Here is a 24,009-nt window from a genome sequence, read left to right as displayed (position 1 = left end):
GCCGATGAAACTGGCATTATTTAACGACTTTCAGCTCGGAGTGATTGTAGACGATGTCATTTATGAGATCGGGAGCCATTTATTTGGCCACTTTCATCAAGGAATCGGCTTTTGCCCGATGGTTCAGCTTATTGCTGAATTTGAAGCATATCGCTCGGAAATTGAAAAGAAGCTGCATGAATATCCCGCTTATGCCTTAGCGGATGTCCGGCTGCGCCAGCCGGTGAAGAAACCGGGGAAAATTGTGGCCGCTCCCGTTAACTATGTATCTCACCAAAAAGAAATGAAAGTGGAACATACGGCAAAGGGGCTAGGCTTTTTCTTAAAGGCGCCATCTTCGATCATTGGGCCGAACGACACGATCGTTTTGCCTGATCCGAACCGCCGTTTTGATCATGAATTAGAGTTGGCCTTTGTCATTGGAAAAACAGCGAAAAATGTCAAGGCGGAAAACGCTTACGATTATATATTCGGTTATACCGGACTTATGGATGTGACGTTGCGTCCGGATGAAACGCACCACGAGGAACGGTGTTTGCGCAAGTCATTTGATACGTTTACGCCGATGGGGCCATGGATCGTGACAAAAGAGGAGGTTGCGGATCCAAACAATATAAACATGGTGCTAACAGTAAATGGTGAAGTCCGCCAACGGGTGAATACAAAGGAAATGATCTGTTCTGTCGCTGAGCTCTTGGAAATTTATTCCCATATTATGACTCTTGAGCCAGGTGATGTCATCACGACAGGGACTCCGGATGGCGTCGGGCCGATTCATGACGGTGATGTTGTCAGTATGGAGATCGAGGGGATCGGAAGCTATTCCGTCCGAGTTTCCTTAGCGCCTAATGCGGCTGTATTGCGGTAAATGAGAAGGGGAAGGGGAGAAATGGTTCATGGAGAAAGGCTGGAAGACGTATCACACAATATGGTTGATGCTCTTTTTAGGCTGGGTCGTTTCTTATATTGATAGGACGTTAACAGGGCCTGTCGTCACATGGATGATTGAAAACAAGGTCGAATTTTTGGCCGAATCGCCCAACCCGCACGCGCTTGGGGGATTGCTTGGCAGCCTGTTCTTTGCCGGGTACATGCTAACGCAATTTCCCGGCGGGTATTTTGGCGACAAATTTGGTTATCGTGTGATTGTCATCATTAGCATTTTGTGGGCTGGCGTGACGACGTTATTGACCGGTTTGGTCGGCGGATTGACAGTATTTATCGCCTTGCGTGTGCTTACCGGATTAGGGGAAGGCGTCTTTTATTCTAACGACCGTTCCTTGATTACCCAAGTGACGCCGCCAGAAAAAGTCGGGCTGGGAATGGGCGTTGTGCTCACCGGTCTTACGCTTGGATTAACGATTGCGACGATTGCTACTCCATATGTTATTCAGCTGTTTCAGCCATCGATGGGGACGCATGCATGGAAAGCACCGTTTTTGTTCATGGGGATCATTACTTTGCTCGTTGGCATGATGATGTACAAATGGATGAGACCGGCCGGTTTTACGGCCCAATCGGAGTCGTATGGTCCACCGGTAGGCAAATTGATGCAAACTTCCATTTTATTCTTAGTCATCATCATGGCCTTGTATTATACTACCAATGCCATGCAATTATCGCCGACAGCGATCGGCTTGGTTTTAACAGTTTTGGCTGTTTTGTATATCATTTATATTTATAAAACAAAGAGCGAGGAAGTCGGACCGATCTTAAAAAGCCGCAACTTGTTGCTTTTATATCTTTCGTTTATTCCAGTTTTATGGCATTTGTGGTTTTACGGCTTCTGGTCTGTTGCTATTGTTCAAGACTTCGGGGGCGGCACGCTCGTTTCGGCGGCGCTCATCGCTTCATTTAATGCCGTTGCGGGTCTGATCGGTTTTCCGCTTGGGGGAAGATTAGCCGACCGATTTGCTAACACGGTCAATGGAAAACGAAATGTATTGGCGGTGTTGACGGGGCTGTTGACAATCTTCATTTTCATCTTTGCTTTTTATGTCATGTCAGGGGGCAACAATCCGGCAATCATGTCTCTTATTTTGTTTACTTCCGGGGTGTTCTTTTTCGCGCTTCAGCCAGTCAACCATGCCATTACAGCCGATTTTGCCCCGCCGAAGCATAAAGGAGCGGCGTTTGGGATGCTGAATTTGTTTTCTGAAATTGGAGCGTTATTAGCACCGGTGATTTCGGGGGCCATGCGTGATCATTCAGGGAGCTGGGGAAGTGCGTTGTTGCTTGATGGCATTTTAATGGCAGCGAGCTTGCTACTTGTCATCGCCGTAAAACCTGCTTTAGAAGGCAGACTAACTGTTGCAATAAACGCCAAAGAAACGGATGTAAGTCATTAAAGTTGTCGAAAGGAGATATTCGCATGAAAGGGAAAACGAATCAACGGCCCGTCCTCGTGATCGGGGCGGGCCCGATCGGAATGACTGCCGCATTAGCGTTGCGCCGTTTTGACATTCCGACAACGATAATCGAAGCGGAGCCAAAGGAGCGCATTCGTCCGGGGAGCCGTGCGATTTATTTCCATAAAGCGACGCTGAAACATTGGGAGGACATTTATCCAGGGCTTGGCTTTACTTTTGCGAAGCACGGGGTCGTCTGGCCTGTCAAACGGACGTTGTTCGGCGGCAAGGAAGTATATATAAAGCGCTATCCGGCCCCGAATCGTAATGAGCTGCCGCCGTTTACAAGCTTGCCTCAAGTGGAAGCGGAAAAATTTTTGTATGAGGCGTGCGTAGCGGCAGGGGTGGAGTTTATTTGGAATTCGCCTGTCCGGCAGGTGGAGACGAATGAAAATGGGGTGATTGTAACGACGGAGTCCGGGAAAGTATGGGAGGCCGATTACGCGATTGGTGCCGATGGAGCCCGGTCTGTCGTTCGGCAGTCGCTCGGCATCGAGCTAGAGGGTCCCCGTTCCCGCGACCGTTTCGTCGTTGTTGATATCGAGGAAGACCCGTCCGCCCCGCTTCCGTTAGAAAGGGTGTTTCATTATCAACATCCGGCTATGGAAGGAAGAAATGTATTGTTTGTGCCGTTTGCCGGCGGATGGCGGGTTGATTTGCAATTGTTTGCCGAAGATGACGCTCAGCAGTACGGGAGCATCGAAGGGGTGCGGCAATGGATTCCAAAAGTCATGGATAAAAAGTACGCTGATCGCATTACATGGGTGTCGATGTATCAGTTCCATCAAGCTGTGGGCCCGTACGTTCACCGATGAACATTGCCGCGTTGTTTTAGCGGGAGAGGCTGCCCACCTTTTTGCCCCGTTTGGAGCGCGCGGAATGAATTCCGGTGTGGCAGATGCCATCGTGGCGGTCAAGGCGATTCATGCCGCCTTTCAGGAGGGAGAGTGGTCGAAAGCAAAGCAGATCATTGCCGAAGCGGCACAAGAGAGAAAAACAGCGGCCCAATACAATCGGGACTGTGCGGGCCTTGCGTTAGAGCATATTCAAGGACGCTCCCCGGTGATGAATATGAAACGGGAACTGGCTGCCTCGCTTTCTTCGATCATACCGAGCTTAGGAAAATGGCTGGATGAAGGCCCGTACGGACCGAAATCCGGACCGCCGCAATTAGCTACTAAGTATTGAGAAAGAAGGAGAAGAAGCGATGAAAAAAATCGAGTACCGTTTTCAAGTGCAATGGGGATACACAGATGCGGCGGGAATCGTCTTTTACCCGAATTTTTATAAATGGATGGACGAAGCGACGCACCACTTTTTTGCCGAACTCGGTTACCCGACAACGGCGCTTTTTGAACAAAAGATAGGGTTGCCGATTTTGGAAGCCAAATGCCAATTTCGCTCTCCGCTATTGTTTGGCGATGAAGTCCGTGTTTGCTCAACGATCACGGAATTGCGGGATAAAGTGTTTCAAATTGTCCATGAGTTTTATAAACATGAAACGGTTGCTGCTGCCGGATATGAGACGAGAGCATGGGCATCATTTGCCGACGGAAGGCCAAAGGCTGTCCCGATTCCGGCAGAGGTGAAACGGGTGTTGGCCGAGCGGCAGCCGTCCCATTCGGCGGTGTTTCAGACGGAGTAAGAGCTAAACGGATAAAGATGAAACAGCTAGGAGGAGAACGATGGTCACGTTGTTAAATACGGAGAAGGAAATGTATGGACCGCGGACCGAGCAAGCGGTCGCCATCCTTTCCAGACTGTTAAACATGGATTGGTTTGACAATGTGGGTACCCCCCATTATCGGAAAGAGGCAGAAAAAGCGATCCGTGAATGGATGGACAGCTTCCATTTCGAGCGGTATCATATCCGTTGGCTAGAGAAAGGGGAGCTCGTCCCTTCTTTAGCGGAGATGAACTTGGCGAAAAGCACGTTATGGCGCTCTTTGTTTCCCATTCCGGAACGCATGAAGCAGGCGGCGGCCGCTGCAGGGAGAGAAGGATGTTTGGCCAAGCTGGCCGATGAGATTCTAGCCCATTTATTCCATCATTGTTTCGATGCGGCGTATCGTGCTTTCCATCAATATGGCTCATCAGTAGTAAAAACCGCTGTCTGCTCGGTCATGTATATCGGGGGAATGGCTTGTGCCTGGGAATCTGTTGGCGACCTTGACGGATGGGAATCAAATCCGTTTCGTGCGCTGCTGCGCGTACTTGAGTACGGGCATTGGCCGCTAGGCATGGATGAAGAACAATTGTATCTGTTTTAGTCGGCATATAGCCGCAAGCAAAGGGGACGACGAAGAACGTTCGTCCCCTTTGGTTTGTTTTCCGTTATGGCAAGCCTAAGAAAGCCTGGACGGCTTCAAGGCTTGGCTGTACGGGAGGCCAATGCGATAAATCAAACGGAAAATCAGAGCCTGGCAATACCCGCTCTTTGCCGACGAGATCGATCAGCAGCTGCAGCGCTCGGCTGTCCCAAAGAACCGTATCGAACCAAAAGCGGCGCAAATAGTCGGTTGGCGGGGCTTGCAACGAGGCGGCCACCGGGAGCCACATTTCATATCCTTTTTGCAGCCGGCCGATTTGATAAGGGAGAAAACCGCCGCCATGGGCCAATAAAATACGAACGCGCGGGTAGCGGTCCATCCAGCCGCCCAGCAACAAATCGGTGGCGCAAATGGTGGTCTCCCAAGGGACACCGATTAAATTCGCCATTCTCCGTCCTTGAAGGCGCGGGTCGTCGCAAAGAAGCGGATGGATAAAGAGAATGGCGCCTAAAGCGTCCGCCTCTTCCCAAAACGGGATCAAAGACTCATCGGTAAGCAGCTTCTGCTGAACGGATGGACCGATGATGGCCCCTTTTAACCCGCGCTGCTTTTATATTTTGAAAAAACAAATAAAACAATTAGTAGCTATTTTAAATAAAATTCATCCTGAGGGAAATTATCAAGAAAATGATGACTATCAGTTTGAACAAGTACAAAGAGATGCAAAAGGATTTCCAGTGAGAAAATTGTTTACCGATAAACGGGCAGTTAGCACTTTTGCTTTTTGGATTGCTGTTTTCAGTTGCTTCCTTATGGTATATGGGCTGAATACATGGTTGCCAAAAATCATGCAGCAAGCAGGATATGGTCTTGCCTCTAGTTTATCGTTCAATGTTGTGCTATGTACAGGACAGATTACGTGATCTTTAATAGGAGGCTTTCTAGCTGATAAGGTGGGACATAAAAAAGTGCTTGTCTCGATGTATGCGTTAGGAGCATTATGTTTTATTGCGTTAGCACTTACTTCGAACGTAATCGCCCTCTACTTGCTTGTGGCGTTGGGTGGCGCTTGTACAGTCGGCACACAAAATCTTGCAAATCCTTACATTTCGGAATATTACCCGAAGGAAGCACGAGCGACAGGAATTGGATGGGCATTGGGTGTCGGCCGCATCGGAGCCATTTTAGCACCTACATTAATAGGGATATTGTTAGCTACTGGGATTGCCCCACAAAAAGCATTTATGTTTTTCGCTATTCCAAGTGTAGTTGGAGCGTTGGCACTTATTTGTGTACAAGAGAAATTTGCAAGTTTTGACAAGGTTGTTCGACGCGATCATAAGGACATGGCAATACCTAGACAACTTCATATGTAATGCAGGTCTGCATAAAAAACAAATCCCTCCTTACATTTTGTCTAAGCGATGTAAGGAGGGTTTTTTCTTTTAAACTAGTCATCGTAATATCCAAGCAATCGAGAAATTTCTTCTCCTGCTCGACAAACGTATTCTACAAAACGCGGAATAGCAGCAGGAGTAATCCGCTGATTTGGGCCGACCACACTGACAGCAGCAACGACATCTCCCGAATAATCACGAATCGGGGCGGCAATGCTTGTTACTCCTTCATGCAGCTCGTCAATGCAGACTGCGTAGCCTTTATTGCGGATATCTGCTAAGTTGTTGCGAAATTGATCGGGATCGGTAATGGAATTAGGGCCACACTTTGGCAATCCTTGGCTAATCACATAATCGATCATTTCTTTTGTTTGAAAAGCTAAAATTACTTTTCCGGAGCTCGTGCAGGAACAAGGATTGTTTTTTCCGATATGGGATAATAAACGCACGGGATGTTTGCATTGAATTTTGTAAAGGTAAACGGTATTGGCTCCTTCTAATACAGATAGATGAGCAGCTTCCCCTAGATTGTGAGTGAGGGATTCTAATACAGGGATTGCTTCTCTGTAAATTTCTGTGTAGATATCAATAATGCCGCTTAAATTTAAAAGAGAAATTCCGAGACGATATTTACGTGTTTTTGGGTTTTTCTCGATAAAGCCTTCTTTTTCTAACGTTTTTATAAGACGGTGGACAGTAGTTTTATGTAAACCTAAGCGTATAGAAATATCCGTAATGCCTAATTCGGGAGTGTCTATTGAAAATAGCCGTAAAATTCGCAGTCCGTTTTTTACGGACGTCAGCATATATTCATAATTTTCCATATTTCCCCCTCCTGTTTTCACATTTTTAGAGATAGCAATTTTGCCGTTTTAACGACTAGTTGTGCCAAATGAGGAACGGAGTTCTCATTGATTCGTTGTATAGGTCCGGCGATAGAAACAGAATAACGTACTTCGCCATTGCGATTCCAAATCGGTGCACTGATCGATGCAACACCTTCATGTAATTCTTCCATGCTGAGTGCATATCCTTGTTGTTTGATTCGAGAGAGTTTTTCAAGAAATTTCTGAGGTGAGGTAATCGTTTTGGATGTAAATGGAGTAAGTCCTTTTTTTATGACATTTTCGATGGTGTCTTTTGACTGGTAGGCAAGAATTGCTTGGCCGGAGCTAGTGCAGAAAGCTGGATTTCTCTTGCCAATGTAGGAAAGCAACCGAACAGGATGGTCACATTCTAGCTTGTTTAGATAAATAATATCGGTGTCCCATAAAGTAGCGATATGTGCGCTTTCTCCAGACAGGTTAACGAGTTCTTTTAAAAAAGGAAAAGCAATTTGACAAATAGAGAAACGGGAAAGGATAATTTTTTTCATCGCAAGCAATGAAGTTCCAAGAGAATAGAGATTAGTTTTAGGGTCTTTTTTGATAAATCCTTCGCTTTTTAAAGTTTGCAATAATCGATGGGTTGTACTTTTCCCGATATTCAATCTTTTGGAAATATTCGCGATACTTAATTCTGTTTCATCCATCGAAAAAAGATTTAATAATCGTAATGCGTTTTCTAAAGAGGAAAACGTCGTTCGTTCTTTATACTTCTCCATACCTTCGCTCCCTTCATTTTTATCGATTTTTTGTAATCGTTTTCATACTGAATGATATTTATGAAATAATTTTGTTTTGTTTCGCATAGAAGAATAAGAAACTTTTATCCGGTACAACTATAATATAACATAATATTAGGAATGTTCTTAATATTAAAATGATGATTATATGAGAAAAGAAAGCAGAAAGGGGAGAGGAAATGGAAAATGGAGTTACCTTACAAGTACGAGAAACAGAGTTAGGGTTACGTGAATATCAACTGCAGAAGCTTAATGAACTGCTAGTGTTTGTATCGCAATTTAATGAATTTTATAAAGAAAAATTTCAACATATCTGTTTGCCGATCAGAACGATGGAAGATTTTCAGAAGCTGCCGTTTACGACAAAAGAGGAATTAGTCGAGGATCAAAAAATGTATCCGCCATTTGGAAGAAACCATTGTTATCCAGAAACTAGTTATATTCGTTATCATCAGACATCTGGGACTTCGGGTAAACCCCTTAAAATTTTGGATACTGAAAGTAGCTGGAAATGGTGGAGAGATTGCTGGATGGAAGTATTGAAGTCAAGCGGAGTTACGAATCGGGATCGCGTTTTTCTTGCTTTCTCCTTTGGTCCGTTTATCGGTTTTTGGGCTGCTTATGAGGCAACAAAAGAGGCAGGAGCGCTTGTAATTACTGGCGGCGGACAGTCATCGAAAGAGAGATTGTACAGTATGATTGAAAATGAAGCTACTGTTCTACTATGTACACCTAGTTATGCATTGCATTTAGCGGAAGTAGCGGGGGAAATGGGAATCGACTTGCGCCATACAGCGGTTCGAACGATTATTACCGCAGGAGAACCTGGTGGATCAGTTTCTTCGACAAGAAAGCAAATAGAAAAATTGTGGGGAGCAATAGTGTATGACCACGTCGGGATGACGGAAATGGGGGCTTATGGATATTCTTGTTCTGAACAAAAAGGAATTCATGTCAATGAGGCTCAATTTTTAGTGGAGATTATTGATCCGCAAACACTGCAGCCAGTGAAAGAAGGAGAACGGGGAGAACTGGTGCTAACGAATTTCAGCCGCTACGGTTATCCGCTCATTCGTTACCGTACAAGGGATATGGTCATCCATTCTACTGTACAGTGCGCCTGTGGAAATCCATATAAATTTTTGCCTGGCGGTATTATCGGACGAGTAGATGATATGGTGATCATACGTGGAGTTAATATCTTCCCGTCATCCATTGAAGCAATTGTGCGGGAATTTGCAGAAATTAAGGAATTTCGCATCGTTTATTACACCCAAAATGAAATGGATCAAGTAAAGGTACAAGTAGAAACAGAAACGGATATTGAACCTTTATTGGCAGATCGCCTGCGGGAGCGAATCGGTATCCGAATAGAAGTGGAAAGAGTAGCGCCAGGTTCATTGCCTCGTTTTACTATGAAGTCCAAACGGGTTATTGATGAACGGGATTGTAAGAATCAAGTTGGTTGATGCAGTACGGTAAAGCAGTTAAAAAATCGAAAACGATTTCAAATTGGATAAGGGGGAATTTTACGTGAGTAAGGTGAAATCAGGTCGATACCCTGTTCTTGTTGTTGGTGCTGGACCGATTGGGTTAACAGCAGCCTTGGCGTTACGTCATCTTGGCCTTCCAGCTATCGTCATTGAAGCAGAACCAAAGGATCGGCTTCGTCCAGGTAGTAGAGCTATTTATTTTCATAAAGCGACATTACAACATTTGGAGGATATTTTTCCAGGATTAGGATATACATTTACAAAACATGGAGTTGTTTGGCCAGTCAAGCGGACATTATTCCGTGGAAAAGAAGTGTATGTAAAACGCTATCCATCTCCCGATCCGAAAGCGCTTCCTCCGTTTACGAGTTTGCCGCAAGTAGAAGCGGAAAAGTTTCTTTATCAAGCTTGTCTAGATGCAGGAGTCGAATTCATATGGGGAACGCCAGTCAAAGATGTTCGAGTGGATGAGCAAGGAGTAACCGTGATTACTGAATCGAATGAACAATGGCAGTGTGACTATGTCATTGCCGCCGATGGAGCTCGTTCTACTGTCCGACAGTCGGTTGGAATTGAAATGGAAGGGCCGCGTACAAAAGACTACTTTGTTGTTGTCGATGTGAGAGAAGATGAAACAGATCCGCTACCGCTTGAGCGCATCTTCCATTATCAGCACCCAGCAGTGGATGGACGAAATGTTTTATATGTTCCGTTTGCAGGGGGGTGGCGTATTGATCTGCAACTATTAGAAGGAGACGATCCAGAGGAGTTTGGAAGTGTAGAAGGGGTAAAGAAATGGTTGCCAAAAGTGATGCATCCTAAATATGCTGATCGTATTACATGGGTGTCGACATACCGGTTTTATCAAGTGGTAGCAAAATCATTTACCGATGCTCATTGTCGCGTTCTTCTTGCTGGTGAAGCGGCACATCTGTTTGCGCCGTTTGGAGCGCGTGGGATGAATTCTGGGGTACCGGATGCGATTGTTGCTGCAAAAGCTATCCATGTTGCTCTCCACGCTTCTACCGAAGAAGAAGCGAAAGAGGCTATTGCTGTTGCCGCAGAAGAACGCCGTATAGCCGCGCGGTACAATCGTGATTGTGCCGGGATAGCGTTAGAGCATATTCAAGGCAGCTCTCCGATGATGAATATGAAACGAGAAGTAGCTGCTTCTTTAGCGCCAATTTTGCCGCGCTTAGGCAAATGGCTGGATGAGGGGCCATATGGTCCAAAATCGGGACCGCCTCAACTGTCGACAAAATATTAATTGAAAAATGAAGATTGGGTGAAGCATATGGAGTATCAATTCAAGGTAAACTGGGGAGATACGGACGCTGCTGGCATTGTGTTTTATCCTAATTTTTATAAATGGATGGACCAAGCAACGCATCACTATTTTTCCAAATTAGGATTTTCCACTTGGAAGCTATTTCATGAAGATTATACAGGTATACCAATTGTGGAAGCAAAATGCCGATTCCAATCTCCGCTCTTTTTTGAAGATGAGGTGTGTGTAAAGTCAGCGATCGTCGAATTGCGGGATAAGGTTTTCAAAATTCAGCATCAATTTTTCAAAGGAGAACAGATGATTGCCGAAGGTTATGAGATACGTGTTTGGGCGAACTTTAAAAATGGAAAGCCGAAAGCAGTGCCTATTCCGGATGAAATTCGAGAAAAAATGAAGAAAGCGTTGAGCGACAATATACAGGTTTTAGGATAAGGGGGAGGATTATGAAAATTATTAACTATCGACACGGAGAGATCGTTCGGGCAGGATGCATTGTCGGAGAAAACGTAGTGGATCTCAACAAGGCATATATTCAGTTATTGAAAGCAAAAGGCTATCCAAGAGCAGAACAACTGGCAGCGGCGTTAGTCCCATCCAACACGATAGAACTGATAGAAGGCGGCGAAAAGAGTTTTGAGGAAGCGTACAAAGCGGTTGATTTCGCCTTGGCCAATGGCATTGTCATCAACCGTTCGGATGTCAAAATCGAAGCGCCTATATTAAAGCCAAATAAAATCATTTGCGTAGGCCATAACTACCGGGAACACATTTTGGAAATGAAACGGGAATTGCCAGAGTATCCGGTTATTTTCGCAAAATTTAACAATACCATTATCGGTCCGGAAGATGATATTCCGCTTCCGCCGATTACCGAACAGCTGGACTATGAAGCAGAATTTGCGTTTGTGATTGGAAAACGAGCGCGCAATGTATCACAGGCCGATGCGTTAGACTATGTGGCGGGATATACGATCGTAAATGACGTAACGGCAAGGGATTTGCAACGCAGAACGCTGCAATGGCTGCAAGGAAAGACGCTGGATGGCAGTGCGCCTATGGGACCGTGGCTGGTGACGAAAGATGAAATTCCTGATCCTCATTCGTTAGAGATTGTGTTGACGGTGAACGGGGAAGAACGGCAGCGTTCGAATACGAAAAATCTTGTATTTAATGTTCATTATCTTGTGGAATTTTTATCTCATATTATGACACTTGAACCTGGCGATGTTGTATGCACGGGAACTCCTGGTGGAGTCGGGGTGGCTCGAAACCCACAAGTATTTTTGCAAGATGGGGATGTAGTGCGGATTGAAGTAGAGAAGATAGGAGTTCTTGAAAATCGTATTAAAGCAGTATCGAACGCCGTGGAGGTGGGACGGTAATGTCAAAAATTCAACAGTACCAAGAAGAAATGAATCAATCAATTGATGAAATTATCGAGAAAGCAAAAACATTGCCAGAAGAGGTGATTCGTTGGAAACCATCCGCCGAGGAATGGTCTATTATGGAGATACTTTGTCATGTGGAAGAAGTGATTGGCTATTGGACAAGAGAGCTTGTCCGTGTCATTCAAGCGGGTGGTACAGAATGGGGAAGAGGTTTGCAAGATGAAGCAAGATTAGCAGCGGTCCGTCAGGCAGATCAACGAGCTGTTTCTGATGTCATCCAAGGAATCGAACAAGCAAGACGGTTTGCCAATGAACAATTTGCTTCGTTAAGTGACGCGGATTTAGCGTTAGAAGCGCCTCACCGCAATCCGAAATTTGGAATAAAACCGATGACTTTTTTAGTCGAACATTTTATCACGGAACATTTAGCAAACCACAATAAACAGATCGAAAGAAACTCAAAAAAATATGAGTCGCAACAAAAAGCGTAAGGAGGGGCGAAAAAATGGCAGAAGCCAATCCGTTTTTCCAAAGCAAGGAAGTAAAAGAGTTTACGAAAAAAATCGAACAGTATCATTTAGGGCCGCTATGGGAAGCGATTCCGGATTTAATGCATAAGGAGCCGACTCCAGAAGCGGTTCCATACTTATGGAAAGGAGAAACGATTCGGAAGTTGCTGTTAGAAGCGACACAAATTTTTACTCCCGAGCGCGGCGGCGAAAGAAGAGCCATTTACCTGCAAAATCCAGGATTAAAGCACCGCCAGCCGTGGGGATGGGCGTCGACAACCAATACATTGTACGCTGCCGTACAGCTTATTTTGCCGGGGGAAACGGCACCTTCTCATCGGCATACCCAAAGTGCGATGCGCTTCATTACCAACGGTAAAGGAGCTTATTCGATAGTACAAGGGGAACGGTTATTTATGGAAGAAGGGGATTTCTTAATTACTCCGGGAGGGTTATGGCATGGCCATAGCCATCCGGGAGATGGGCCAATGTTTTGGATGGATTGTCTGGATATTCCGTTTATTTATGCGACAGGCGGCACGTTCTTTGAACCTTATCCAGATGGCATTGAACCTCCGTCGTTGCCGGATGATTACTCGGCGCGGAAATATCGGGGCGGAATGGTTCGGCCAATCAGCGACCGTAAAGCAAAAGTAGCGCCGTTAGGGCTATATAAATGGAAACAAACAGAAGCTGCGTTGACAGGATTAAGCGATTTTGAACCAGATCCTTATGATGGCATTGCCGTAGAATATATCAATCCATCGACAGGACATACAGCAAATCCAAATATTGCGGCTTGGATGCAGAAGCTGCCGGCAGGCTATCATTCCAAAGCCCATCGCCATACGTATTCGGCTATTTACCACGTATTTAAAGGAGAAGGGTATACCGTCATTAACGGCGTCCGCTTTGACTGGACGAAAGGAGATTATTTCGTGATTCCAAACTGGGCTTGGCATGAGCATGTCAATACTTCGAATGAGGAAGCGCTATTATTCTGCGCAAATGATTTGCCGATTATGGAGAAGCTTGGTTTACAACGGGAAGAGGAATATCCAAACAACAATGGATATCAACAGGTTGTTAGTGAGTTTAAACCGGAGGTAGGCGTTGTGTAAATCAATCTCCCCTGTGATCTTTTCTATGATTACAGGGGGGATGGTAGTTTTTATATTGATGGGGATAAAGAGGGTTTGGTAACGATGGCGGAAAAAATATATGTCAATCATCTTATTGATGAGCAGTCTTTGCATCGTTTTCATATACTTTTGCTGAGTCAGCACCTTTCCTTGCGCAGTAATTTTCTAGTATTTGCTGTTCCTTGTATTATTTCTGCTTTAGCTATTTCTTTCGTTCAGGAAAAATATAGTCAGCGTATTATTATGGACAATAATGGAAAAATTATACGTTCGTTTTCTTAAAAAATATTTTTAACGAGATAAAAGGATTCTAGACAAAATAAAAAAAGGAAGAGAAAGGACAACGAAAAATCATTTGAAAGCGCTATCGATTCAATAGATGGGAGGAGAAAGGAAATGGCTGCATTCCCGAATACAAATACGATAACGAAAGATGTACTCTGTCTAAACGATGAACGGGTGGATCGGTTGCTTCAACGTTTATCAAGAGTAAATTGGTTGTCATCGTTTGCAGAAAAAAATGATGAGCAAGTAGAACAAGCAATTAAAGAATTTGCTCATTTCTTCGGTCTAAAACATTGTGAAATAAAGTGGATAGCGGAAGAAGAGCTTCCTTCGTTTTTAGAAGAAATGAAGTTGGAATACAACGATGTATGGCCGCAATTGCAGCAGGTACCAGAGAAAATAAAGCACCAAGCGGAACAAGCAGGCAGGTTGGATGCGTTGCTCACTCTCGCGGATGAGGTGCCGGCACTGATTTTTCACCATTGTTTTGACAAGTTATTTGCCGCGTTGGGACGATATGGATCTTCTGTGGTGACAACAGCGGTATGTTATATGATGTATATCGGCGGGATGGCATGCGCATGGGAGCTAGTTTCTGATATTGAAGGCTGGGAAACAAATCCATTTCTTTCCTTAATTGCTGTGCTGGAACATGGACACTGGCCTCTAGGATTAATTGGGAATCAGTTTTATGTTATATAATTAAGGAGGATAGTTGGACATGGAGCGTTATGAACAATGGAATCAAAGTTTTATAAACGGCGAGTGGGTAGAAGGAGAAAGCAGTCGAACATACGACATTTTAAATCCGTATGATAATTCGGTCATTACTTCTGTACGTCTGGCAACGGTACAACAGCTTCATGACGCGTTTGAGGCGGCAAATGAGGCACAAAAGGCGTGGGCGCGTTCGTCTGTAGAGGAAAGAAAAGAAGTATTGCGTAAAGCAGCAGAGTATTTACAAGCCAATCGTGAAGCCATTATCGATGTCATTGTCCGTGAAACCGGAGGAACGCTTCTCAAAGCAAATGTGGAATTCCAGCTTGCGATCGAAATTTTAGAGGAAGCTTTGCGTTATGCTGGTGAAGTTCAAACAGTGAGAGAAGTACCTTCTAACATCGAAGGAAAAGTCAACTATATTTATCAACTGCCATTAGGGGTTATCGCCTCTATTTCTCCGTTTAATTTTCCATTGAACTTATCGATGAGAACGATTGCTCCGGCCATTGCTTTAGGGAATAGCGTTGTGCACAAACCGGATATTCAAGTGGGATTAACCGGTGGAGTCATTATTGCAAGAGCGTTTGAGTATGCCGGTCTTCCAAAAGGGGTATTAAACGTTATCTTAACAGATATTGAAGAAATCGGCGATGAAATGCTGACCAACCGACACGCCCGTTTGATTAGCTTTACTGGTTCTACCGCTGTCGGCAAACATATTGGGGAAATTGCTGGAAGACAGTTAAAGCGAGTCGCTTTGGAACTAGGGGGAAATAGCCCATTCGTCGTATTGTCGGATGCTGATGTGGATCGTGCAGTAGATGCTGCAATATTCGGGAAATTTATCCATCAAGGTCAGATTTGTATGATTATTAATCGCATCATTGTGCATGAAAGCAAGTATAATGAGTTTGTGGAAAAATTCGTAAAAAGAGCAAAATCACTTCCATATGGCGATCCGAAAGATCCGCATACGGTTATTGGTCCATTGATTAATGAAAAGCAGATGGAAAAAGCATTACGGATCATTGAAGAGGCAAAAAGTGAAGGAATAAAAATTGCTTTAGAAGGAAAGCGAATCGGAAACATTTTAACTCCGTATGTTTTTATTGATGTCGATCCGTCGAGTAAGCTGGCACAAACTGAATTGTTTGCCCCAATTGCTACAGTCATCAAAGCGAAAACGGATGAAGAAGCTATCGCTATCGCCAATAACACAGAATATGGGTTAAGTTCCGCTATTTTTACGAGTGATTTAACTAAAGGAAAAGAATTAGCATTACAGATTGACAGCGGTATGACCCATATCAATGACCAAACAGTGAATGATGCTCCGAACATTCCGTTTGGAGGCAATAAAGCAAGTGGGTTAGGGAGATTTGGAAATCCATGGGTAGTAGAAGAATTTACTATTACAAAATGGGTATCTGTGCAAACAAAGAAGAGAACATATCCATTTTAATTAGGTGAGGAAGCTGGCTCTTATGAGGGTTAGCTTCTTTGTTTTTTTGTTGACACATCTAATGAAAACGATTATCATTTTTATTGGATGTGATTTTCATTATCTTTAGAGGGGGACAACGAGATGTTGACGAGAAAAAGAAGTATCGTATTCATGCTGATCCTGGTTCTCGTTCTCGCAATGATGAGCGCTTGCGGGAATCAGAAAGACAATACAGCATCGGAAAAGGAATCCAAGACAGAAGAGAATGCAACGAAAACATTTACGATGGCGAACGGGAAAAAAGTCAAAATTCCCGCACATCCAAAACGGGTGGTAATGCCATATGAATTTTTAGGAAACGCGCTGGCGCTTGGGGTGAAACCAGTCGGCGTCACGCAGGCAGTTATGGAGAACCCGTACATAAAAGAACAAGCAAAAGGGATTGAAAACGTCGGCAATCCGATTTCCCTAGAAAAAGTTGTTGAATTAAATCCAGATTTAATTATTGTATATTTAGAAGACCAATACAAACAGCTATCGAAAATCGCTCCGACTGTTTTCATTCCTTTTGGCCATTATAAAAACATCCAAGAAGAAATGCGGGTATTTGGCGAGCTTTTTGGCAAGCAAAAGGAAGCGGAGCAATGGATTCAACAATTTGATAAGAAGGCGGCAGCCGCCCGTGAAAAAATTAAAGGCGTCATCGGCGAAAATGAGACCGTTGGCATTTATAAACTGCAAGGAAAAGATTTTTACGCCATCGGCGACAATTTTGGCCATGCTGGTCAAATTATTTATAACGCTCTGCAGCTGACACCGCCAGAAAAAATTAAACAAGAAGTGATTCAAGGTCCGCAATGGAAATTGATTTCGCTAGAGGCGTTGCCTGACTATGCCGCTGATCACATGTTTTGGACGGTATATAAAATGGACGGAACCGAACAGGCGGAAAAAGAGCTGAAAAACAGCGCGATTTGGAAAAACTTAAATGCGGTGAAAAACCATCATGTTTACGAAATGAAGATCGAAGACATTTGGTTTTCTGATGCCATTTCACTTGAACATCAGCTCGACCTTGTTGTCGATACATTGCTTTCTGCAAATCAAAAGTAGGGTGGAATGATGGTAAGGAGAGGAAAGATGGAAATAGAGAAACATATAAAACGATCATCGCGTTCGTGGGCGGCAATATTGGTGCTAGTCGTTGGACTAAGCGCCATTCTTTTTAGCATCGCCCTGTCCATTTCGGTCGGTGCGGCGGATATCCGTTTAACGACAGTATGGGACGCAGTTTTTCATTACGATTCGCGGCAAACCGCCCATGCAATTATCCGCGATTTGCGCCTTCCTCGTTCCCTTGCGGATGTGCTTGTCGGAGCTAGTTTTGCGGTGGCGGGCGCCATCATGCAAGGAATGACGAGAAATCCGCTTGCTGATGCGGGGTTGTTAGGATTGAATGCCGGTTCGACATTGATGGTAGCAATTTGTTTTGCGTTTTTTCCTGGACTTTCTTATCAATCACTCATCATATGGTCGTTTTTCGGAGCGGCGGCGGCAGCCGGGATGGTGTATGGAGTCAGTGCGCTCTCAAGAGGCGGCGTTACTCCGATTCGCCTCGTGTTGGCGGGCGCGGCGGTAAGCGCATTGTTTACCTCGCTTAGTGAAGGAATCGCCATTCATTTTCAGCTTAGTCAAGAATTGGCGTTTTGGTATGCCGGCGGTGTCGCCGGGGTGAAGTGGAGCCAGCTGAAGCTTTTGGCGCCGTGGATTGTTGCGGCCTTAGTCGCAGCATTATTATTGTCTCGGTCCATCACCATATTAAGTTTCGGGGAGGAAGTTGCGACCGGATTAGGTCAGAAAACAAAGATCGTCAAACTAATGGGAGCGATGATCGTGCTTGTGCTTGCCGGCGGCGCAGTGTCCGCAGTCGGTCCAATCGGGTTTGTCGGTCTTATCGTTCCGCATCTGGCCCGCTTTTTTGTTGGCGTCGATTATCGTTTGGTTATTCCATGTTCCGCGGTGCTCGGCAGTTTGTTGATGCTTTGGGCGGACATCGGTGCTAGAATGATTCATCCGCCATATGAAACACCGATTGGCGTGTTGTTCGCTTTAATTGGTGTGCCGTTTTTCCTTTATGTCTCCCGCAAGCGAAAGGGGGAATTTGCATGAAACGCCGCGCTATTGTTATTACTGCCCTTTTTTTTCTTTTGCTTTTGGTGGTTATCATCAGTCTGAATACCGGAGCAAGCAAAATGTCTCCATTAGAAGTGGCAAAAACGCTTGCTGGCATGGGGACAGCGAAGCAGGAGTTAATTTTATTTGAATTTCGTCTTCCCCGCATGTTGATTGCGATACTAGCAGGGGCTGGGCTGGCGCTGTCCGGATGCATTATACAGACGATATCGCGCAATCCGCTTGCCGACCCTGGTCTTTTAGGCATTTCGACCGGAGCGGGTGTAATGGTCGTATTATATCTTTCGTTGTTCCCAACGGGTACGGATGCCCCTGCATTATTTCTTCCTTTTCTTGCTTTTATTGGAGGTGCGTTGGCGGCGGCGCTTGTGTTTGGCTTGTCCTATGAAAAACAAGAAGGGCTGCTTCCCGGACGTCTCGTTTTAACAGGAGTGGCGGTCGCCGCTGGATTAAGTGCGCTCATGACGGTGCTGTCGCTTCGGCTCAGCAGGGAACTGTATCAATTTGCGGCAGTTTGGCTGACGGGAAGCATTTGGGGAGCGGCATGGGAATATGTATGGGCGCTTTTGCCGTGGATTCTCGTGTTGTTTGCCTTCGTTTATTACAAAGCGCGCGTGCTTGACGCGTTATCATTTGACGAAGCCACCGCAACAGGACTCGGCGTTTCAGTGGCAAAAGAACAAATTCAATTATTGGCGGCAGCTGTCGCATTAGCGGCCGCTTCCGTATCCATCAGCGGAGGCATCGGTTTTATCGGGTTAATTGCCCCACATTTGGCACGAAGATTAATCGGCGTACATCATGTCTATGTACTGCCGGCGTCCGCATTGCTTGGCGCTTGTTTGCTGCTGGGGGCGGATACGGTCGGACGAGCAATTTTGCAGCCATCGGAAATTCATGCAGGCATCGTTGTCGCCATCATTGGGGCGCCATATTTTTTATATGTATTGGCGCGTTCTGCACGTTAAAGGCAGGCTTCAAAACGAAGCCTGCTTTTTTGTTTGCGTATTTCTAATTGCTTAATATATATAAAAATAATGTAAGGACAAAACTTCTTGGCATCAGTTGGAGGAAAAAACGATGATTCACGTTAAGCATTTACATAAATCATTTCGCGTGCATGTCCGGCAAGCGGGCTGGCTTGAGGCGGTCCGCAGCTTGTGGAACCGCAAATATCGGATTGTAGAAGCGGTCAAAGATATTTCGTTTACGATTCAAAAAGGAGAGATTGTTGGGTTTCTAGGTCCGAATGGGGCGGGAAAGACGACGACGATGAAAATGCTCGCGGGACTCCTTCACCCTACATCGGGAGAAATTACGGTTGGCGGCTTTGTGCCATTTGAACAAAAAGCGGAATTTAAAAAGATGATGAGTTTAGTGATGGGGCAAAAAAGCCAGCTTATTTGGGATATCCCGCCGATGGAAACATTTTTGGTGAACAAAGCGATTTATGAGATTGACGATCGAACATTTCGGCAAACATTAGACGAATTAGTGGAATTGTTGGAGCTAGAGCCGCTGCTAGACAAACCGACCCGCAATTTGTCGCTCGGGCAACGGATGCGCTGTGAACTTGCGGCGGCGCTGCTGCATCGCCCGCAAGTATTGTTTTTAGACGAGCCGACCATTGGACTCGATGTCCATACACAGGAAAAGGTGCGCCGTTTTATCGTTGATTACAATCGCGAGCATGAAACGACGATTTTGCTGACGTCGCATTATATGGGGGATGTGACGGCACTGTGCGACCGCGTCATGATTATCAATTACGGAAAGCTGATCTATGATGGAGAGCTGACGGTGCTGACGGAGAAACTCGCTCCATACAAGCGGCTTGAAGTTCGCTTTGCCAAGGTTCCTGACGTGCGCTGGGAAGATTACGGAGAGGTTGTGGAAATCGAAGACGGAAATGTGGCATTGCGGGTGGCGCGGGAAAAAGTGGCAGAAGTGTCGGCGCACTTTTTGCAGCATTTCCATGTGCATGATATTAACATTCAAGATCCGCCGATGGAAGAAGTAATTACGCGGGCGTTTCAGGAGGGATTGAATGCATGATTCGTAAATACATCGCCCTTCTGCGCATGAAATATGTCGAAATGTTAGCTTATCGCCTCGCAACGATTGTTTGGATGACAGGAGCGATTGTCCAGCCGCTCATTACGATGGTCGTCTGGATGAATATCGACCCGTCCCAATCGGACGCGTTCATTTTTTATTTTATGGCCGTTATTTTCGTAGAACGCATGACGAGCGCGTGGGACGTTTGGGAACTCGACCATGAGATTCGCGATGGGACATTTTCCAACTATATTATTCGCCCGCTCCATCCGATTCATTGGGCCATTGCGGAAAACATCATTTATAAAGTGTTGTTTCTCGTCATATTAGTGCCGATATGGACGGTGGCAGCGCTGTTTGTGCCCGCGCTTCGCTTTGACATGACAGGCGGACAGGCGCTTCTGTTTTTGACGGCGGTGCTAGTTGGCGCGGCGCTTCGCTTTTTGCTCAGTTATGCTTGCGGCCTGCTTGGTTTTTGGATTACGAAAGTAACGGCAGTATATAGTTTGCTCGAAGTGATTTCTTTGTTTTTGTCAGGGCGGATTGCGCCGTTGTCGATGTTGCCGCCTCTATTGCAGCAGTGGAGCGTCTTTTTGCCGTTTCGCTATATGATTGGCTTTCCGATTGACATTATTACAGGAGCGATAAATCAAAAAGAAATAATGAACGGTTTTTGGATTGCGTTCATTTGGGTTGTTTTGTTTATTATTGCCGTGCAATGGTTATGGAAAGCGGGATTAAAGAAAAATCAAGCGGTAGGTGGGTGAAAATGCGGAGATATGCGCGGATTTTTCGCGAATTTTTCCGAACGTGTTTCGTCGAAGAACTGGAATATCGAAGCGAGTTTCTTGGCAATTTGCTGTCTAGCTTTTTTGGAATAGGGATTGCGATTTTAACGGTAAATATCTTTTTTTACCAAACTGATCAATTAGCGGGCTGGACATATGCTGATGTGCTTGTCTTGCTCGGCGTCTTTAATACACTCAGAGGGCTGATTGATTTTGCGCTTCGCCCGAATATGCCGCGCTTATTAGAACATGTCCGAAGAGGGACATTGGACTATATTTTGACAAAACCAGTCGACAGCATGTTTTATGTCAGCTTTCGTCATTTAGTGTTTTGGCGGCTGATTGATGTTTTGCTTGGTCTTGGAGTCATTGGCTATGGATTAGTAGAAAAGCATTATATTCCGTCACTAGTGGATGTGGCCGTTTTTATCATGACGATCGCTGCTTCATTTGTGTTAATTTATTCGTTATGGATGATGTTGATGACGACATCGTTTTGGGTCATCCGCATTGATGATTTATCGTTTATTTTTGATTCGTTTTTTGAAACAGCAAGATTTCCGATCGGCATGTACCGCGGCTGGGTGCGCATCGTGCTGACATATGTACTGCCTGCCGCAGTAATCACGAACATGCCTGCATTGTCGCTGTTAGGAAAGTGGAACATTGTTACCGCGCTGATATCCGTTGTACTCGCTGGCGTCTTTTTATGGCTGTCGCGCCGTTTTTGGCGTTTTGCGCTTCGCTTTTATACGAGCGCGAGCAGTTAAGGAGGGAAGCCCTCCGTTTAGATTGACAGCAAGTAAAAAAGGGTTACAGACATTCGTCTGTAACCCTTTTTGTCAACAGTCTGAAAACAGAGCCGTTTATTATGGCTCTGTTTTATTTTTTATTGTTATCATCAAGTTATATTGCCGCGTATGGAAACATGTTTGACTAACAAGAATTGATTCTCATCCAAAAGAAAACGTGTTGAACTGCAATATAGAGGCGGTGTGATTGCACCATGGTATCGAAAAGTGATCGGTGCAATCGATGGGAACCAAGGCAAATCTACGACCTCAAGATTTTTTAGTTGCCAAATCCACCCGTATCGGATAATATCTAAAGTCTAAAGAAGAAGTTTTAGAAAGGGGAATTTCATGGCGGAACATTCATCCATCACTTCTTTATTAATTGTAGTAGTCGTCGCATTTTTGACGCCAATTTTATTGCATCGTTTACGGCTGCAGGCGATCCCGGTTGTTGTGGCGGAAATTATCGCAGGCATTATGATTGGTAAGACAGGGTTTGATATTGTAAAACCTGATATGTGGATTGAAACATTATCGACATTAGGATTTTTGTTTTTAATGTTTTTAAGCGGCTTGGAGATTGACTTTTCCGTGTTTGCGCGCAAACCGAAAGCGAGCAAGAAAGAGAAGGAGCCGAATCCATTTGTCGCCGCGTCGATCATCTTTATGGCGATATTCGTTTTATCGTATGGACTTTCTTATTTGTTTGTTTTAACCGGATTTATGGATAACGCGTTTTTAATGACATTGATTATTTCGACGATTTCTCTCGGCGTCGTTGTTCCAACGTTAAAAGATGCCAATTTAATGAAAACGACGATTGGGCAAACGATTTTGTTAGTCGCGGTCATTGCTGATTTGGTGACGATGATTTTGTTGGCCGTATTTGTATCCATGAATGAGCCAGAACATGGAAGTACATGGCTGATTCTTGGATTGTTTGCATTCGGTGTTCTCTTTTATTTTGTTGGTAAATATTTCAAAAAACGTTCATTTGTTGAAACAATGGCAAAAGGAACAGTACAAATCGGCACACGCGCGGTATTTACGCTCATCATTGTGCTCGTCGCTTTATCGGAAACGTTTGGAGCGGAAAATATTTTAGGAGCATTTTTAGCAGGCGTGCTCGTTTCGCTATTATCGCCGAATAAAGATTTAGTGCATAAATTAGATTCATTTGGATATGGGTTTTTCATTCCTATCTTTTTCGTGATGGTTGGGGTGAATTTAGACTTACGCGCATTGTTGGCAGAGCCGAAAATTTTAACGCTTCTTCCACTTTTACTGCTTGCGCTCGTTGTTTCGAAACTGATACCTGTTTCAATTTTAAAAATTTGGTATGATACGAAAACAACAGTCGCGTCGGGATTTTTGCTTGTGTCTACGTTGTCGCTTGTCATCGCGGCAGCAACGATCGCAGAGCGTATTAACGTTATCGACGAGAATATGAAAGGCGCGCTGATTTTAGTGGCTGTTATATCCAGTATCGTTTCACCGATTGTCTTCAAAAAGCTGTATGCAAAGCCGGACGATAATGAGGAAAAAATAAACATTTCGTTTGTTGGTACCAACCAATTTACGCTGTCAGTCGCAAAGGTATTAAACAAACAGCGCTACGATGTAACGCTATATCATATTCGGCAAGAAAAAATAGAGCTGCCTGTTTCCGATCACGTTTTTCCGATTGTCGATATCGAAGACTATTCGCTAGAAACGCTTGAAAAACACGGAGCGTTTACGGCGGATATTTTAGTTGCGCTGACAGGAAACGAAGAGATTAACGCAAGTGTCGCATTAGCCGCGAAAGAACGTGGAATCGAGCGGGTGATTGCTTTGGCGGAAACACCGAAGCAGGTCGAACGGCTGAAAGCAGAAGGAATCGAAATCATGTCCGCCTTATTATCGACAACGGCGATGCTGCAAGCGTTCATCGAATCACCAAGAGTGGCGCGGATGTTTATAAACAAGGATGCGACATTGCATGAAATTACGATGAATAACAATGAATATGATGGAATCCCGCTTCGCCGCTTTCCGTTTATGGGAGATTGCATTATCGTACGGATCTTCCGTGAAAATGAATCGATTGTCCCACATGGGGATACAAAGCTGCATAAGGGAGATCGCCTAATTGTCACCGGATCAAATGAGTATGTTGCCGAGCTTAGGGAGCTGTTGGAATAGTAGAGCATCTGTTACGAGAGATCG

General features: G+C 44.8%; 24 protein-coding genes and 2 pseudogenes. 23 read left to right on the top strand and 3 right to left on the bottom strand.

Annotation, left to right across the window (positions count from 1 at the left end):
- Positions 1-4 precede the first annotated feature (4 nt).
- The 5 genes and pseudogenes from DER53_RS14405 to DER53_RS14385 all read left to right on the top strand — a co-directional run bounded on the left by DER53_RS14405 (position 5) and on the right by DER53_RS14385 (position 4,678).
- Positions 5-868, top strand: a complete 864-nt coding sequence (locus tag DER53_RS14405; RefSeq protein ID WP_062755214.1) for a fumarylacetoacetate hydrolase family protein — start codon at positions 5-7, stop codon at positions 866-868.
- Between the two features lie 28 nt (positions 869-896).
- The gene (locus tag DER53_RS14400) at positions 897-2,348 is read left to right on the top strand and encodes an MFS transporter (RefSeq protein ID WP_062755216.1); all 1,452 of its coding nucleotides are present in this window, start codon (positions 897-899) and stop codon (positions 2,346-2,348) included.
- A 23-nt stretch (positions 2,349-2,371) separates the two neighbouring features.
- Positions 2,372-3,596 (top strand): annotated as a pseudogene (locus tag DER53_RS14395) (FAD-dependent monooxygenase).
- 19 nt (positions 3,597-3,615) lie between these two features.
- Positions 3,616-4,053: an acyl-CoA thioesterase gene (locus DER53_RS14390; protein WP_174525701.1), complete on the top strand. Its 438-nt coding sequence runs from the start codon at positions 3,616-3,618 to the stop codon at positions 4,051-4,053.
- Between the two features lie 40 nt (positions 4,054-4,093).
- A complete protein-coding gene (locus tag DER53_RS14385) occupies positions 4,094-4,678 on the top strand; it encodes a hypothetical protein (RefSeq protein ID WP_062755217.1) in 585 nt (194 codons plus the stop codon).
- 64 nt (positions 4,679-4,742) lie between these two features.
- Here DER53_RS14385 and DER53_RS14380 read toward each other — a convergent pair.
- Positions 4,743-5,279, bottom strand: a pseudogene (locus tag DER53_RS14380) (amidohydrolase family protein); the annotation flags it as partial.
- On the opposite strand from DER53_RS14380, the gene DER53_RS17470 reads away from it, so the two are divergent.
- Both DER53_RS17470 and DER53_RS17465 read left to right on the top strand, forming a co-directional pair.
- Positions 5,260-5,601: an MFS transporter gene (locus DER53_RS17470; protein ID WP_244319610.1), complete on the top strand. Its 342-nt coding sequence runs from the start codon at positions 5,260-5,262 to the stop codon at positions 5,599-5,601. The pseudogene DER53_RS14380 and the gene DER53_RS17470 sit on opposite strands and share 20 nt — an antisense overlap.
- 6 nt (positions 5,602-5,607) lie before the next feature.
- The gene (locus tag DER53_RS17465) at positions 5,608-6,054 is read left to right on the top strand and encodes an MFS transporter (RefSeq protein ID WP_255265209.1); all 447 of its coding nucleotides are present in this window, start codon (positions 5,608-5,610) and stop codon (positions 6,052-6,054) included.
- A gap of 74 nt (positions 6,055-6,128) precedes the next feature.
- Here the strand turns inward: DER53_RS17465 and DER53_RS14370 are convergent, their stop codons facing one another.
- Both DER53_RS14370 and DER53_RS14365 read right to left on the bottom strand, forming a co-directional pair.
- Positions 6,129-6,899, bottom strand: a complete 771-nt coding sequence (locus tag DER53_RS14370) for an IclR family transcriptional regulator (RefSeq protein ID WP_062755223.1) — start codon at positions 6,897-6,899, stop codon at positions 6,129-6,131.
- A 17-nt stretch (positions 6,900-6,916) separates the two neighbouring features.
- Complete coding sequence (locus tag DER53_RS14365; RefSeq protein ID WP_062755225.1) at positions 6,917-7,678, bottom strand: IclR family transcriptional regulator; 762 nt, start codon at positions 7,676-7,678, stop codon at positions 6,917-6,919.
- Positions 7,679-7,878: 200 nt separating this feature from the next.
- Between DER53_RS14365 and DER53_RS14360 the strand changes: the two genes are divergently transcribed.
- The 16 genes from DER53_RS14360 (at position 7,879) to DER53_RS14285 (ending at position 23,985) form a co-directional block, all read left to right on the top strand.
- The gene (locus tag DER53_RS14360) at positions 7,879-9,168 is read left to right on the top strand and encodes a phenylacetate--CoA ligase family protein (RefSeq protein WP_062755227.1); all 1,290 of its coding nucleotides are present in this window, start codon (positions 7,879-7,881) and stop codon (positions 9,166-9,168) included.
- Between the two features lie 64 nt (positions 9,169-9,232).
- On the top strand, positions 9,233-10,459 hold the full coding sequence (locus DER53_RS14355) for an FAD-dependent monooxygenase (protein WP_062755229.1): 1,227 nt from the start codon (positions 9,233-9,235) through the stop codon (positions 10,457-10,459).
- A gap of 27 nt (positions 10,460-10,486) precedes the next feature.
- Positions 10,487-10,912, top strand: a complete 426-nt coding sequence (locus DER53_RS14350) for an acyl-CoA thioesterase (protein ID WP_062755231.1) — start codon at positions 10,487-10,489, stop codon at positions 10,910-10,912.
- A gap of 11 nt (positions 10,913-10,923) precedes the next feature.
- Positions 10,924-11,862, top strand: coding sequence for a fumarylacetoacetate hydrolase family protein (locus DER53_RS14345; RefSeq protein WP_062755233.1), 939 nt, complete (start codon positions 10,924-10,926; stop codon positions 11,860-11,862).
- Positions 11,862-12,359 carry a DinB family protein gene (locus tag DER53_RS14340; protein WP_062755234.1) on the top strand — a complete coding sequence of 166 codons (498 nt, stop codon included), beginning with the start codon at positions 11,862-11,864 and terminating at the stop codon, positions 12,357-12,359. The genes DER53_RS14345 and DER53_RS14340 overlap by 1 nt, the downstream gene beginning before the upstream one ends.
- 14 nt (positions 12,360-12,373) lie before the next feature.
- Positions 12,374-13,498 (top strand): cupin domain-containing protein, encoded by a 1,125-nt coding sequence (locus DER53_RS14335; protein ID WP_062755236.1) that lies wholly within the window; start codon positions 12,374-12,376, stop codon positions 13,496-13,498.
- An 84-nt stretch (positions 13,499-13,582) separates the two neighbouring features.
- A complete protein-coding gene (locus DER53_RS14330) occupies positions 13,583-13,801 on the top strand; it encodes a hypothetical protein (protein WP_062755238.1) in 219 nt (72 codons plus the stop codon).
- A gap of 114 nt (positions 13,802-13,915) precedes the next feature.
- The gene (locus tag DER53_RS14325) at positions 13,916-14,506 is read left to right on the top strand and encodes a hypothetical protein (protein WP_062755240.1); all 591 of its coding nucleotides are present in this window, start codon (positions 13,916-13,918) and stop codon (positions 14,504-14,506) included.
- 19 nt (positions 14,507-14,525) lie between these two features.
- Entirely contained in the window at positions 14,526-15,986 is a 1,461-nt protein-coding gene (locus tag DER53_RS14320; protein ID WP_062755242.1) for an aldehyde dehydrogenase family protein, read from the top strand.
- A 123-nt stretch (positions 15,987-16,109) separates the two neighbouring features.
- Complete coding sequence (locus DER53_RS14315; protein ID WP_062755244.1) at positions 16,110-17,081, top strand: iron-hydroxamate ABC transporter substrate-binding protein; 972 nt, start codon at positions 16,110-16,112, stop codon at positions 17,079-17,081.
- A 27-nt stretch (positions 17,082-17,108) separates the two neighbouring features.
- Positions 17,109-18,137 (top strand): FecCD family ABC transporter permease, encoded by a 1,029-nt coding sequence (locus tag DER53_RS14310; protein ID WP_235603589.1) that lies wholly within the window; start codon positions 17,109-17,111, stop codon positions 18,135-18,137.
- A complete protein-coding gene (locus tag DER53_RS14305) occupies positions 18,134-19,129 on the top strand; it encodes a FecCD family ABC transporter permease (RefSeq protein ID WP_062755246.1) in 996 nt (331 codons plus the stop codon). Before DER53_RS14310 ends, DER53_RS14305 begins: the two co-directional genes overlap by 4 nt.
- Before the next feature lie 112 nt (positions 19,130-19,241).
- Positions 19,242-20,216 (top strand): ABC transporter ATP-binding protein, encoded by a 975-nt coding sequence (locus DER53_RS14300; protein ID WP_062755248.1) that lies wholly within the window; start codon positions 19,242-19,244, stop codon positions 20,214-20,216.
- Positions 20,213-20,986, top strand: a complete 774-nt coding sequence (locus DER53_RS14295) for an ABC transporter permease (RefSeq protein WP_062755250.1) — start codon at positions 20,213-20,215, stop codon at positions 20,984-20,986. Before DER53_RS14300 ends, DER53_RS14295 begins: the two co-directional genes overlap by 4 nt.
- Positions 20,987-20,988: 2 nt before the next feature.
- A complete protein-coding gene (locus tag DER53_RS14290) occupies positions 20,989-21,777 on the top strand; it encodes an ABC transporter permease (protein ID WP_062677943.1) in 789 nt (262 codons plus the stop codon).
- 372 nt (positions 21,778-22,149) lie between these two features.
- Complete coding sequence (locus DER53_RS14285) at positions 22,150-23,985, top strand: monovalent cation:proton antiporter family protein (RefSeq protein ID WP_062755252.1); 1,836 nt, start codon at positions 22,150-22,152, stop codon at positions 23,983-23,985.
- Positions 23,986-24,009: the final 24 nt, after the last annotated feature.

Origin of the sequence: Parageobacillus toebii NBRC 107807 (genome assembly GCF_003688615.2) — a bacterium.
In the GTDB taxonomy this organism is placed as follows: domain Bacteria; phylum Bacillota; class Bacilli; order Bacillales; family Anoxybacillaceae; genus Parageobacillus_B; species Parageobacillus_B toebii.
The sequence above is the reverse complement of the archived record's forward strand: the minus strand, read 5'-3'. Positions and strand labels throughout refer to the sequence as shown.